Origin of the sequence: Mycobacterium asiaticum, assembly GCF_001673635.1 — a bacterium.
Taxonomy (GTDB): domain Bacteria; phylum Actinomycetota; class Actinomycetes; order Mycobacteriales; family Mycobacteriaceae; genus Mycobacterium; species Mycobacterium asiaticum_C.
On record NZ_LZMH01000010.1, the window covers coordinates 93,802 to 107,781 of the forward strand.

At 63.5% G+C, this 13,980-nt stretch carries 12 protein-coding genes; 3 read left to right on the top strand and 9 right to left on the bottom strand.

Annotation, left to right across the window (positions count from 1 at the left end; all coding sequences use genetic code 11):
- Nucleotides 1-17 precede the first annotated feature (17 nt).
- The 9 genes from A5645_RS03095 to A5645_RS03135 form a co-directional block, all read right to left on the bottom strand.
- Nucleotides 18-1,799, bottom strand: coding sequence for an MCE family protein (locus A5645_RS03095; RefSeq protein WP_065037405.1), 1,782 nt, complete (start codon nt 1,797-1,799; stop codon nt 18-20).
- Nucleotides 1,800-3,140, bottom strand: coding sequence for an MCE family protein (locus tag A5645_RS03100; RefSeq protein ID WP_065037404.1), 1,341 nt, complete (start codon nt 3,138-3,140; stop codon nt 1,800-1,802).
- A complete protein-coding gene (locus A5645_RS03105) occupies nt 3,137-4,570 on the bottom strand; it encodes an MCE family protein (RefSeq protein ID WP_065037403.1) in 1,434 nt (477 codons plus the stop codon). Before A5645_RS03105 ends, A5645_RS03100 begins: the two co-directional genes overlap by 4 nt.
- Nucleotides 4,567-5,685 carry an MCE family protein gene (locus tag A5645_RS03110; RefSeq protein WP_065037402.1) on the bottom strand — a complete coding sequence of 373 codons (1,119 nt, stop codon included), beginning with the start codon at nt 5,683-5,685 and terminating at the stop codon, nt 4,567-4,569. The genes A5645_RS03105 and A5645_RS03110 overlap by 4 nt, the downstream gene beginning before the upstream one ends.
- Nucleotides 5,685-6,707, bottom strand: a complete 1,023-nt coding sequence (locus tag A5645_RS03115) for an MCE family protein (RefSeq protein ID WP_065037401.1) — start codon at nt 6,705-6,707, stop codon at nt 5,685-5,687. Before A5645_RS03115 ends, A5645_RS03110 begins: the two co-directional genes overlap by 1 nt.
- Complete coding sequence (locus tag A5645_RS03120; RefSeq protein ID WP_065037400.1) at nt 6,704-7,963, bottom strand: MCE family protein; 1,260 nt, start codon at nt 7,961-7,963, stop codon at nt 6,704-6,706. The genes A5645_RS03115 and A5645_RS03120 overlap by 4 nt, the downstream gene beginning before the upstream one ends.
- A gap of 21 nt (nt 7,964-7,984) precedes the next feature.
- Nucleotides 7,985-8,830: an MlaE family ABC transporter permease gene (locus tag A5645_RS03125; RefSeq protein WP_065037399.1), complete on the bottom strand. Its 846-nt coding sequence runs from the start codon at nt 8,828-8,830 to the stop codon at nt 7,985-7,987.
- Nucleotides 8,831-8,842: 12 nt separating this feature from the next.
- On the bottom strand, nt 8,843-9,652 hold the full coding sequence (locus A5645_RS03130) for an MlaE family ABC transporter permease (protein WP_065037398.1): 810 nt from the start codon (nt 9,650-9,652) through the stop codon (nt 8,843-8,845).
- A gap of 314 nt (nt 9,653-9,966) precedes the next feature.
- Nucleotides 9,967-11,172 carry a CaiB/BaiF CoA transferase family protein gene (locus tag A5645_RS03135; RefSeq protein WP_065037397.1) on the bottom strand — a complete coding sequence of 402 codons (1,206 nt, stop codon included), beginning with the start codon at nt 11,170-11,172 and terminating at the stop codon, nt 9,967-9,969.
- A 345-nt stretch (nt 11,173-11,517) separates the two neighbouring features.
- On the opposite strand from A5645_RS03135, the gene A5645_RS03140 reads away from it, so the two are divergent.
- From A5645_RS03140 to A5645_RS03150, 3 genes are read left to right on the top strand one after another with little or no spacing between them, the layout of a single operon-like run.
- Nucleotides 11,518-12,219, top strand: coding sequence for an SDR family NAD(P)-dependent oxidoreductase (locus A5645_RS03140; protein ID WP_065037396.1), 702 nt, complete (start codon nt 11,518-11,520; stop codon nt 12,217-12,219).
- 13 nt (nt 12,220-12,232) lie between these two features.
- Entirely contained in the window at nt 12,233-12,427 is a 195-nt protein-coding gene (locus A5645_RS03145; protein WP_065037395.1) for a ferredoxin, read from the top strand.
- Between the two features lie 20 nt (nt 12,428-12,447).
- Nucleotides 12,448-13,827: a cytochrome P450 gene (locus A5645_RS03150; RefSeq protein WP_065128435.1), complete on the top strand. Its 1,380-nt coding sequence runs from the start codon at nt 12,448-12,450 to the stop codon at nt 13,825-13,827.
- Nucleotides 13,828-13,980 lie beyond the last annotated feature (153 nt).

The following is a 13,980-nucleotide window of genomic DNA, read 5'->3' on the forward strand; positions in this document are numbered from 1 at the left end:
AATGTTGCGATCGCCACCTAACTGGGGATCATGTCCCGCCATGTCTTGGGCGCCTTCGCGGGCGCGAGATCCGCTTGCTCGTACAGCTTTCCGTCCGGACCGACATATCGGCCCGTATGCGGGTCGTAGTGGGCAATCGCGATCGACGGCGTCCACTTGCCGGCGCCATTACCGAACGAGCTTGGCGCCATTTGTCCGCCGGCACCGGCACCCGCATCGGCTGGGGCGACTTCCGACGGAGGCGTCGGCGCCAAAGGGGCGGGCGGTGACGGAAGCTCCCCCGGCAACGGGACGTCGAGTGGCGCTATCGGCGGAAGGTCAAACGACATCTGCGATGAAGGCGCCCACATCGGTCTTGACGACGGTTCCGGAGGAACAGCGGCACCCACTGTGCCTGGTGGCGCGGTTTCTCCCCGCGGCCCCGGCGGCGTGCCACGCGGCACCGCGCCCGGCGGCAGCGGTGTTCCCTCGACCGGGGCGAAGATCCTGGCGTTGGGGTTGACCCGGTCATCGGGCGGGACGCCCTGGGCGATCAGGTTTGGATCGATCGGGGAAGGACCGAGAACGTGCTGGCGCATTGACAGCGGCATAAACGGCTGGTCGCTGTTGCAGATCTCGACGGTAGGCGCGCGCTTGCCCGGATGACCCATGCACGGATAGTTGCGGGCACCGCGAACCGAGAGCGGGGAGTCTTGCGGCAGTTTGCAATACAACCCGTCCGGTGTGTCGATGTCGGTGAGATCGTCGGGGGATCGCCACTGGCTCTGCGGTATGAAACCGACCGTGCAGATTGGTGGATCGTCGATCGTCAGCGCGAAGTCGCCTTGCGCCGAACCTTCCGGGTGGGATGCCGGTCCAGCCGCCTGCTCGATAGCCACCGCCGATGGCAGCAACACCAGCAACTGCTCCAGTGACGGGTGGTAGGTGACGCCGATCTGCCCGATGGTGGTCAGATTGGCCAGCAACACCGGCAGCGTCGGTTTGAGTTGAGTGAGGAGCCGGGACGCCTCGTTGGCCGCGTCAGGACCGTCCCGCAGCAGGGTGCGAAACTTTGCATCGTCGTTGGCCAGAACGTCCGAAATCCCGGCGAGGCCACGCGCCCACTGCCGGATCGAATCGGTGGTGCGTGCTTGCGAATCCAGCAGCGGCCCACTGTCTTCGGTGAGGGTCTTGGTGCGATCGACGACGCCGTTGGCATCGCGCGACAGAGTCGTTGTGGAGTCGAACAGCGATCCGAGATCGTAGCCGGACCCATTGAAACCCCGGAAGGTCTCGTCGAGCAATTGGCCGAGTTTGGTCTTCGGGATGCTGGTGACCAATGCATTGACCTGCTCCAGCATCGGCCCCACCGGTTGCGGAATCGTCGTGTCGCGCACCGCAATCACCGACCCGTCGTGCAGGTACGGCCCCGAATCGGTTCTGGGCCTTAGGTCCACGTACTGTTCGCCCACCGCGGAGACGCTGAGCACATGCGCACCGCACTGATTTGGCGGGCCAGGGCGCTCTGGACACGGCGACAGGTCCGCCGGGACCTTGGGTGAAGTCGCAAGCGACAGCGTCGCTTTCGCACCTTTCGGCGTCAACTCCACCGCCGTGACCTTGCCCAGTTGAACCCCGCGGTAGGTGACGTTGGAGAACCGGTACAGGCCCCCGGCCGCCGGCAACTCCAGCGTCACCGTGATCCGACCGATGCCCAGCAACATCGGCGCTTGGATGTAGTAGAGCACCATCGCGATCACGCCAACGGTCCCGACGATCGAGAAGATCGCCAGCTGAATCCGAACGAAGCGGGTCAGCATCTATCCGTCACCTTCCGCCGGCAATGGACCGGGACCTGGATTTGGCACCGGTGCCGCAGGTGCAGGCCCGGGCAACTGCGCGGCACCCGGTGCAGGCCCGGGCAACTGCGCGGCACCCGGCGGAGGTCCAGGCAACTGCGCCGCACCCGGAAGTGGCCCAGGCAACGATGCCTGATATGGCGCCGGTCCCGGCAGCGGAGGCAGCGGAAGGGCATCGGGATCGATCCACGGCGGCCGCACCGGGGAATGCAACGGATCGAGCGTGTACCTCAAGTAGTACGGCTCCCCGGGCGTCGGCACCAGCGGCTGGTCCAGCTGCCCGAAGCGGGTTCCCAACAGCAACCCCCGCTTGAGCCGTGGGATCGTGAGGTCCAGCTGCACATGCAGATTGAAGTAATCGCCGCGCACCGCACGGTCGACGAAGTTTTGGGTGAACGGGAACACGAAACCCGCAGCGATCGCCGTGCCGAGCTCCGGCCCGACGTCGGCGAGCGCACGGATGGTCGGCTCCAGGTTCTGCAGATTCTTCACCAGGTCGGCCTGGCTGTCGTTGATCAGCCGGGTGGCGGTGTTGCTGAAGGCGCGCAACTTGTCCAGCGCGGTCGTCAGGCGTGGCCGCTCTCTGATCAGCACGTCGAGCGCGGGAGGTACCTTGCGCAGGGCCTCGGCGAGAACGTCCCGTTGCCCGGCGAATGTGGCGGTGAGCCGGTTCAGCGCTTCGATGGAGTCCACGATGTTGTTGCGCTGTTGGTCGAGTGTTCCGACGAACGTGTCGAGGCGGGTAAGGAGGTCGCGCAGGGTGCCGGCACGCCCAGACACGGCGACGGAGAAATTGTGGATGACCTCCCCGATCTGTCCCAGCCCCCCGCCGTTGACAACAGCGCCCAGCGACGACAGCGTCTGCTCGGTCGACGGGTAGGCAGATGACCGGGCAAGCGGGATGGTGGCTCCCGGCTGCAGCCGTCCACTTCCCGTTTGGCCGAGCGGTGGATTCAGCTCGAGATGCATTGACCCCAACAGGCTGGTCTGACCGACGCTCGCCACCACATTGGCCGGGACCACGACGTCGCGGTTCACGGAAATCTCGACGTCGGCGTGCCAGCCCTTCACCTTCATCGCGCCGACGCTGCCGACTACCACGTCGTTGATCATCACCGGCGAATTCGACTCCATCGTGCCGACATTCGGGACTTCGACGTGGTAGATGACGCCCCCGGGCCCGCGTCCGACCGCGCCGGGCAGCGGTAGCGAGTTCAGGCCGTGGAATGCGCACCCGGTCGCCGTCAACACCACGCATCCACCGATGGCGAACACCCGGCGAGCTCGAGCCCGGGCCATCATTGGCCCGGCCCTTCGGCAGGCAGCAGCATGCCCGACACACCCGGCGGTGGCGGTGGCGCTTGCATCGGTGTCGACGGCGGAGGGGGGAACGGCATCGCCAAGCCCGGTATCCGCGGTGGTGGCTCGGCCCCCGGCGCTCCGACGGGATCACCCGGCAGGCCGGTGTAGGCCGATACCGCGGGGGGGATCTCCGGTGGTCCGGGCTTCGGGCCCTCGCCGCCGGGCGCCAGGCGCGGTTCGGTGTAAAGGATCTTCGAGGGGTCCACCGACTTCTGGATGAAGATGTTGATCGGGATGGGCAGACTGTTGAAGTTGAGCAGCCGCAACCCGGGACCCAGAAACAGCGAGCAGAGCTTGCCCGACTCGGTGGAGGTGACGTTCTCGAGGGCGCCGATTTGAGTGCAGCCTGGAATCGGCAGCGGAATCATCAGGCCCGAAAATGTGGGATTGGCGAAGTTCATGATTCCGAACCCGCCCACGATGGTTCCGGTGTCGGCGTTGTAGTCGTTGAAGAAGTTGCCCAGCGCGTTCGGCGCACCGTGCAGAATATTCTCCAGGGCCATGTGCTGATCCACCAGGACCTGCGTGACGTCGGCCAACCGGGCGACCTGCTCGCTGGTCTGGTCGCGGGAGCCGGCGATGAACCGCTGCACCTCGCCGACCGCCGTCGACAGGTCCGTCAGCGCCGCGTCCAACTCGGACTTGCTGTCGTTGACCACGCTGCTCAGCGTGGCCAGGCGGTCATTGAACTGCACGATCTGGGTGTTGCTGTCGCGCAGCGCGGTGACAAAGGTCTGCAGGTTCTTGATGATGTCGACGATGTTCCCGCTGCCGTTGGCGAGTATCCGACCCACACCGGACAACTGGCCCAGCGCCTGCCGCAGCTTGTCGCCATTGCCCTCGAGCGCATTGGCGGCACTATCGATGAACCGGCCCACCGAAGTGCCCGATACCCCGCTGCGGGGTCCCAAATCCGTTGCCAGCCGCATCAACTGAGTTTTGACTTCGTCCCACTCGACGGGTACCGCGGTGCGGTTGACCGGGATCACCTCGCCGTCCGCCATGACCGGACCGCTGGTCCGGTAGGCGGGGGTGAGCTGCACGTAACGGGCGGCCACCAGGTTGGAGGCGACAATGACCGCTTTCGCATCCGCCGGAATCGGCACGCCGTGGTTGATCTCGAGGGTCATCTTGGTCTGTTGGCCCTGCGGGACTATCGACTTGATGGTGCCGACTTTGACCCCCGACACCCGCACCTCGTCACTGGGGTAGATCGCCGTGGCGGTAGTGAAATACGCCGTAATCGTCTTCGGGGCAAAGAACGTATTCCGGATGACCATGCCCGCACCGGCAACGATGAGGCCGACCAGGACAACCGCGACGACGACCACGAGCCTCTTGCGCCCGACGCGCGAGATCCGAGAAATCACTGCGATCCTCCGACCCTGCCGCCCAGCGTGCAATTGGGGCACTCCGGCATGCCGTTGTACGGCCAGGGGAACAGCGACCGGGGAACAGTCGACGGGAATCCGGGACCGCGACCCGTGTCGAAGTTGCGGAATCCCCAGAGGTAGTCGAGGAACGGCTGGAACAGCGGCGGCTGAAGGAGGTTCGGGACGAACGCCGAGTAGGCATACATGCTCGAGATTGCCTCACCGACGGTGATCTGGAACTTGGCGAGACCCGGCAGGGCCTTGCTGATGTTGTCGCGGTTCCTTTGCAGCATCGCGGTCACCGAATTCAGCCGTTCCAGCGTCGGCGCCAATTTGCTTTCGTTCTCGTGCACCAGCGCCGTCAGCTGCTTCGCCACCGCCGACGTGTTGGCCAGCAGGTCCACGATCTCTTGTCGGCGCGCCACCAAGACTTGCAACAGATCGTCGGCGTTGAGAATCAGCTTGTTGACCTGCTGGCTGCGTTCGGATAGGACCCCGGTGACGTCGCTGGCACTCTTGAACAACTCAGCGAGGCTTTTGTTGCGACCGTTGAGGGTTCGCGATACCCGGGTGAGCGAGTCGAACGCCGGCCCCAACTTGGGTGCGATCTGGTCGAGCGTCGCCGCCAACGTGTCCAACGACTGATTGAGTGTCGCGGTGCTGGTTTCACCTGTGTTCGTGGTTAATTCGCTGACCGCTTCCGTCAACGAGTACGGCGAGGACGTGCGAGAAGTGGGGATGACAGCATTCGGACGCATATTGCCGCTGCCGGCGGAATCCAGCGCCAGCATCCGCGCACCCAGCAACGTGTCGGTACGAATGTGCGCGGTGGTCTCCGACCCGAGCAGGATATTGCCCTTTACCGCGAAGGTCACCAGGGCATCGCCGTTTTGCAACGACACATCCGACACCGTGCCAACCTTGATCCCGGACACTGTCACGGGGTTCCCCGCCGCGAGGCCGCCGGCTTCGGTGAACACCGCCTTGTATCGCACGGCGGTCGCCCACGAGGTCAACCGATCTGGTGCCAGGCCCACCAGGATGACCAGCACGATCAAGATCGCGCCGATGAATCCGGCCTTGACGAGCTCAGCTCCGCGATACTTCAGCATCAGGGTTCAGTGCACCTTCCAGCTTCTGACCTGAAGAACGGCGATATCACCGTCTTGCCCTGAAGATCCGTGCCGCGAATCTCCAACTGACAGAGGTAGTAGGGGATGGTGGCGCCCGCCACTCCGAGTCGCACCAGTTTGCGATAGTTCTTGGGCGCCCTTCCGATTGCGGCGTCGAGGCGGTCCTTGTCGTCATCGAGTATCGGCGCCAGCCGGCTCAACTGGTCAATGGTGCCGGACAGCGACGGTCGCGCACTGCTCAGCAGATCGGCCAGCGAGGCGGTTCCGTTGTCCAACGCCTCGATGGCGGCGCCGATGGTGTTTCGGTCGTCCGAGAGCCCGCTGACAAGCCGCTCCAGGCGATCGACCGCGCCGGAGAACTGCTTGCCGTCCCGGGAGATCGTGGTGACCACGGTGTTGAGGTTGTCGATCAGTTGCTGCACGGTTTCGTCGTTGTCGGCCAACGCGTTTGAGAACGATGTCGTCTTGGCGAACAGCGAGTCGAGCGTTCCGCCCTGACCCTGGAAGACCTGCAGCAACGCCGAGGTCAGCGTGTTGACGTCCTGCGCATTGAGACCTTGGATGACGGGTTTCAGTCCGCCGAGCAGGAGATCGAGATCAAGCGCCGGCGCGGTGCGGTCGACCGGGATTTGCGCGCCGGCCGCCAGACGCTTGGTCGGCCCTGGGCCGTCGACGAGCTCCAGGTAGCGATCACCGACGAGATTGAGGTAGCGGACCGCCGCCCTGGTGCCCTCGGTGAGGACGATGTCGCGGTCGGCGTCGAATTCCACCACGACTTTCTTGTCCGGGCGCAGCGTGATGTCGCTGACGGTGCCCACCCGGATCCCGGCGACCCGCACCGTCTGCCCAACTTTGAGACGCGACACGTCGTTGAACACAGCCGAATACCCGGTCGTCGAGCCGGTCTGGTACTGGCCGAAGATAAAAAACAGACAGGCGGTGAGCACCGTCATCACGGCCGCGAAGATCGCGAACTTGATCAGGGTAGCGCGCGTTCTCATCCGGGCATTCCTATTTGGGCGGAGTTGCGCGGGGGGCCCTGGATCGGGCCGTACAACAGTTGCTTGAGCAGATCGGAGTTGATCAGCAGCTGCTGATTTCCGTACACCACCGGGTTGGCGCCGATATCTGTGATCAATTGCGGCGGAGGGGTGTTGAACGGCAGTTGCGGCAGGCCCAGGCACCGCGGACCGCCCGTCGCCGCCACCTTGGGCAAGTTCGCCGGGTACCGATAGCGTTCGCCGCCCCACGTGAGACTCGCAGTGATATTGATGCTCGGTTCCGACAACGGCGGACCGTGCGCTATCCGGATGAGTCCGCCGAGTGCGCACGTGAACACCTCGTGGTACTCGCTGGTCAGATCGGTCGTCGGCACCAGCAGGTGCAATACATTCGTCAGCGGCTGACGGTTCGTCGACAAGACGTCGTTGCCGATGTCGGCAAGACCAATTGCACTGATCAGCAATGCATCCAGGTTGTGCTGCTCGTCGACGATCGTCTTGCTGATCCGGTTTGCGTTGGACACGGTCCGCACGAGATCCGGCGACGCATCGGCGTAGGCGTTGGACACCACTGGTAACACTGCGAGGTCATGATTCAACGCGGGAAGGCTCGGTTCCAGCCTGGCCAGAAATGAATCCAGGTCACTCAACGACTGACCGAGTTGTGGGCCCCGTCCACTGAATGCTTTTGCCAGCGCGCCCAGTGACTCGTTGAGCTTCGCCGGGTCGATCTGGTCCAGCACCGAAACCAGTTGCTGGAAAACCGTGTTGATCTCGACCATGACGTGCTGGCCCGTCAGCCGCTGGCCCGCATGTAGCCGCTGCGCCGAGGGCTCGGCGGGTTCGATCAGTTGGACGGACTTGGCTCCGAAAACGGTCGAGGACGCGATATCGACGAGCACGTTGGCGGGAATGTATTTCAGCGCCGACGGGAACATCGCCAAGTGGATCGCGGCCTTACCGTCCGGCAGCGGCTCTATCGAGTCAACCTTGCCCACCGGTACGCCGCGTAAGGTGACCCGCGCGTCCGGGTTCATGACCAGGCCCGCGCGTTGCGACACCACCGTCACCGGTACCGATTCGGTGAGTCCACCCTGGAATAGCGTTATGGCGAGAGTGACGATTGCGGTAACCACCAAGATGGTGACCACACCCAGTAACGGACGGACATAGGTACGTGGCTTTGGCCGGCCCGAACCGTGCGCCCGCCCGCGCGCGCTCGGCGCGCCGCGTCCGCTCGGTACCCGCGTGGTCACCTCTTCACCTCCCCACCATTGCTATCCAGACAGATTGAAGTTGCCGTTGGCGCCGTAGACCGACAGTGACACCAGCAGGGTCACGGACACCACGACGATCAAAGAGGTGCGGACCGCGTTGCCGGTTGCGATACCGACACCGGATGGTCCACCCGAGGCGAAGTATCCGTAGTAGGTATGGATCAACAGGATGGTCAGCGCCATCAGAGTGGCCTGCAGGAACGACCACAACAGGTCGTACGGGTTCAAGAAGGTGTCGAAGTAGTGGTTATACAAGCCCGCTGACTGGCCGAGCAGAAACACGGTGGTGAACTGGCTGGCAACAAACGACAACGCCACCGCAATGGCGTACAACGGCGTGATCGCCATCATGCCGGCCAAGATCCTGGTGCTCACCAGGTACGCGACCGGCCGGATCGCCATGGATTCCAGCGCATCCACCTCTTCGTTGATCCGCATGGCACCCAATTGCGCCGTCACCCCGGCGCCGAACGTTGCCGCCAGACCGATTCCCGCAACCACCGGCGCAGCGATACGCACATTGATGAAAGCAGACAGGAAGCCGGTCAGCGCCTCGATGCCGATGTTGCCAAGCGAGCTGTACCCTTGGACGGCCAGCGTGCCGCCGGTCGCCAGCGTCAGGAACCCGACGATCACGACAGTTCCGCCGATCATCGCCAACGTTCCTGCGCCCATGCTGATTTCGGCGATGAGACGGATCACTTCGCGCCGATAACGAGTGGCGGCAAAAGGAATGGCAGCCAGCGCCTTGCCGTAGAACATGGTGTGGTCGCCGAGACGCCCCATCAAAGCGACTGGCTTGTCCAGTTGCCTTGATAATCGCGGGTATACGGCCCTTAGCGCCACCTCTGTGTGCCCCTACTTCCCTGACACCTTGATGCCTATGGCGGTGACGACCACGTTCACGACGAACAGGGACATGAACGCGTACACGACGGTTTCGTTGACGGCGTTGCCGACGGCCTTGGCGCCCCCACCGGTGATCGACAGCCCCCGGTAACAAGCCACGACACCTGCGATCAGACCGAAAAGTGTTGCCTTGACACACGAAATGATGACTTCGGGTACACCGGTCAACAGCGTGATGCCCGCGGCGAATGCACCGGGATTGACGTCTTGGACGAAGACCGAAAAGATGTAGCCGCCCAAGACGCCGATGATGACCACCAGACTGTTCAGCAGCAACGCGACCAGCCCCGAGGCCAGCATCCGCGGCGTCACCAACCGTTGCACCGGGTTGATGCCCAGCACTTCCATCGCGTCAATCTCTTCGCGGATGGTCCGTGAACCCAGGTCCGCACACATCGCCGTAGCACCCGCACCGGCGACGATCAGCACCGTGACCAGTGGCCCCACCTGGGTGACGGCACCGAAAGCCGCACCGGCACCGGACAAGTCCGCGGCGCCCAGTTCGCGCAACAGAATGTTGAGGATGAAGCTGACCAGGACGGTGAACGGGATAGCCACCAACAACGTCGGCGCCAGCGAAACGCGGGCGACAAACCACGACTGTTCAATGAACTCTCGGCCCTGAAAGGGCCGGCGGAACAGGAACCTCACCGCGTCCCGCGTCATCGCGAACAACGCGCCGACGGCCTGCATCGGCCCAGCCAGGCTGCTGGGCAACGCTACGCCCGGCGACCACCGGTCGTTGCCCCCTTTGGGCATCGGCGTCAACCCCTGTCGGCTTCGTGAGCGCTAGACATCTCGCAGCCAGTTATACGAACTGCTTAAACCATTGCCGTAGCTCGGTTTCCAAATGATCTTCCTACTCACGCCACTCCTCCATTCTGTTGCGTGAGTTGGCGCCTCCAGCCACGTCGGCTCCCGAACCTCCATGCCTTGGAGCGCTTGGCGATTATGACTCATATCACGTCCGGTGGGAATGGAAAACGAACAACCGTTATCCGAGAACAGGGGTCTCAAAAGTCGCGGCGAGTGACGCGGGAAACCAGCAGAGGGATGGAGCATCTGGGGCATCGCTAGGTAACCGCACCAGCAGTCTTCAGTTCGATGATGCGATCCCAGTCGAGTCCGAGTTCCAACAGGATCTCATCGGTCTGCTCGGCAAATCCAGGCGCCGGACCGGTCTGCGGTGCGGCGACGTCGAATTGCACCGGGTTGGCCACCAGTTCGAGTTCGCCTGCGCGCACGATGTATTCGTTCGCCCGGATCTGCGGGTCGGCGGCGGCTTGCAGCGTGTCCTGCACTGGGGCCCAGGGACCGGCGAGCGTCGCGAAGCGTTCGCTCCACTCGGCAAGGGTGCGGGTGGCGATGACTTTGGTCAAGATCTCAACCGCTTCAGCCGTATTCGCGGCGATCTTCTCGGCATCGGCAAAGCGCGGGTCATCTGCCAGTTCCGGGCGGTCGATGTGTCGGCATACGTCGGCCCAGAACTTGGTGGGCTGCATCATGACCAGGGATATGTAGCGGTTGTCGGCGGTCGGGTACACGCCCACCAACGGGTTGACCGGCGAGCCGTGGATGCCGGGCGGCGGCGACATCATCAGCTGGCCGAGATGATTCGTCAGCGCGACGGTGTGCCCCAGCGACCACAGCCCGCTGCCCAGCAGCGACACATCGACTACCGAGGGTTCACCGGTGCGCTCGCGTTTGAGCAGTGCCGCCGCGATGCCGCCGGCGAGGTTGGTGCCCGAGATGGTGTCGCCATAAGCCGGCCCGGGCGGATTGATCATGCCGTCGTAGCCCATCGGGGTGATGGTGGCGGCGGTCCCGGCCCGGCACCAGAAGGCGGTCATGTCATAGCCACCCTTGACGGACTCTGCGCCCCGCGGACCGAGTGCGCTACCGCGGGCGTAGATGATGGTCGGGTTGACCGCGCGAATGTGCTCGACGTCGATGCCGAACTTCTGCCGATGCTCGGGTAGGAAGCTGGTCAGAAATACATCGGAGCGGCGGGCAAGCTCATAGAGCACTTCCTTGCCTTCCGGCACCGACATGTCCAGGCCGATGCTGCGCTTGCCGCGATTGGCGTGCTCGATGTTGGGGTTGGGGTCACCCTCGACACGCAGCATTCCGGTCTGGCGCAGTCCGCGCTGCGGGTCCCCAGTGACCGCGTGCTCGACCTTGACCACGTCGGCGCCCCACTCGGCAAGGACCGCGCCGGCTGACGGAACGAAGCCGTACATGGCCACTTCCAGCACCCGCATGCCTTCCAGCGGTTTCATGCGGTCGCCGTCTGCTGCGCTGACATGGTGAGCCCCTCGGGTGTCGAACTGGCTGATTCCGGCGTGGCGTCGGTCACGATAATTTCATTCTCATCCTCGGCGAATCTTACATTCGAATAGCAAGAACTCAAGAAAGTACCCGAACCCGATTGACCCATGGAACAGTTGGGCGGTCGCTTAGCTCGACGCTCGACACACGTCAAAAACCTGGTAGACAGGGTATTCTGATCCGCTTGCAGCCGCCTTCGGCGTGAGAGTACGATTCTCATAAATGCAAGGGAGATTCTTTGTGGCCGAGACGGCGGCGGATCAAGAGCATTTCAAGCTGCTGCGCGAGGGCGCACAGTGAAGACCGCGGTGGTGACGGGTGGCGGATCCGGTATCGGACTGGCCATCGTCAAACGCCTGCGCGCCGACGGCCTCAACGTCGCAGCCATCGATCTCAAACCATCCGAGGATGAGTTGGGTTTCACCGCCGACGTCACCCAACGCTCGCAGGTGGACGACGCGCTCTCGGCAATCCGCGACCGACTGGGCCCGGTGACGATCCTCGTCAACGCCGCCGGCCTGGACGGATTCAAACGCTTCACCAACATCACCTTCGAGGACTGGCAGAAGGTCATCAACGTCAACCTTCATGGCGTGTTCCACACCATCCAGGCGGTACTGCCGGACATGTTGGAAGCCGGGTGGGGACGGATCGTCAATATCTCGTCGTCGAGCACCCATTCGGGCACCGCATATATGTCGCACTACGTGGCGGCGAAATCCGCCGTCAACGGACTCACCAAATCGTTGGCACTCGAGTACGGACCAAGCGGCATCACCGTCAACGCGATACCACCAGGCTTCATCGACACGCCGATGCTGCGCAGCGCGGAGGCGAACGGGTTCCTCGGCGACGTCGAGCAGAACATCGCCAGGACGCCGGTACGCCGCATCGGCAAGCCGGAAGACATCGCCGCCGCTTGTGCCTTTCTGATCTCCGAGGAGGCCGGCTACATCACCGGCCAGATCCTGGGGGTCAACGGTGGCCGGAACACCTGAGCAAGGAGAAGCGATGAAAGTCTGGGTCGATCCCGCACGCTGCCAGGGTCACACGTTGTGCTCGATGATCGCGCCGGACTCGTTTGAACTCAGCGAACTCGACGGCAGCGCGTCGGCAGTCAGTGAAGAGGTACCCGAGGATCAACTTGACCAGGTACGGGAAGCCGCCCAGTCCTGCCCGGAGCAGGCCATCATCCTGACCGACTGAACGCCAAGGGAGACAGCACTTTGAGTGTGGACGACAGCGTGGATGACATGGCCACCACCGAAGATGATCGCAAGAAAAACCGCTATCACTTCGATCGGCACGCCGCTGAGTACCGGTCGCAATTCAAGTCGATCACCGAAGAGATGCACGCCAGGTGCCCGGTGGCATGGACCGACACCTACGGCGGGCACTGGGTAGCTGCCGGCAGCAACGATGTATTCGAACTCGCTCGCTGCCCGGCGGTCTCCAACGACCATGACATTCACGGCGAACGGCGTGGCTACAAAGGCATTTCGATTCCGACGGCAAGCCGCGTGAGCGCGGTGCGGGGCGGCATCCTGGAAATGGACGATCCCGAACACCGCATCTACCGCACCGTGTTGAATCCTTATCTGTCCCCGGCCGCGGTCAAGCGCTGGGCGCCCTTCGTCGACGACGTCACCCGCGCCTGCCTGGATGAGAAGATCGAGTCCGGGCACATCGACTTCGTCGACGATCTGGCCAACATCGTGCCTGCCGTCCTGACCCTGGCGATGCTGGGCATTCCGCTCAAGAAGTGGAAGATGTACAGCGAGCCCGTGCATGCCGCCGTCTACACACCCGAGCACTCCCCAGACATCGAACGCGTCACCGCAATGCACCGGGAGATGGGACTCGACATGGTCAACACCATGCTCGAGATCCGCGAAAACCCGCGCCCCGGCATCGTCAACGGACTGCTGCAGATGCGGATCGACGACCAGCCGGCACCGGATCTGGAGATTCTCGGCAACCTCGGCCTGGTTATCGGCGGCGGCTTCGACACAACGACGGCTTTGACCGCCCATTCACTGGAATGGCTCTCGGAAAACCCCGACGAGCGAAAACGCCTGCGCGACAACCTCGATACGCTGCTCGACCCAGCGACCGAGGAGTTCCTGCGCTTCTTCACCCCGGCCGCCGGTGACGGCCGGACATTCTCCGACGATGTCGAAGTCAACGGACACGAGTTCAAAGAGGGCGAGCGATTGTGGATCTCGTGGGCCATGGCCAATCGTGACCCTGCCGTGTTTGCCGATCCCGACGAGGTCATCCTGGATCGTAAAGGCAACCGCCACTTCAGCTTCGGCATAGGGGTGCACCGCTGCGTCGGATCCAACGTGGCGCGCACGGTGTTCAAGTCGATGCTCACCGCGGTCTTGGACCGGATGCCGGACTACCACTGCGACCCCGACGGTGCGGTCCACTACGAAAGCATCGGTGTCATCCAGGGCATGCGGCACCTGCCGGCCACCTTCACCCCCGGCCGCAAGGTCGGCGCCGGCTTGGACGAGACACTGGACAAGCTGCAACGCATCTGCGAAGAGCAGGAATTGGCCAGGCCGGTCACCGAACGCAAAGAAGCCGCGGTCATCGATTGAGCTGTCTCAGCGTCCGGCATCTCGCTGTCCAGCTGAAAGCGGGACCGTTGACGGGCGCGATTTTTCAGAGTAGGCCTGTGCAGCGTGACCGCGCTCTATATTCAGGTCGAGCGCGTGTACTAGAGATGGGAGAGGATCGGTGAAGACTCCCGC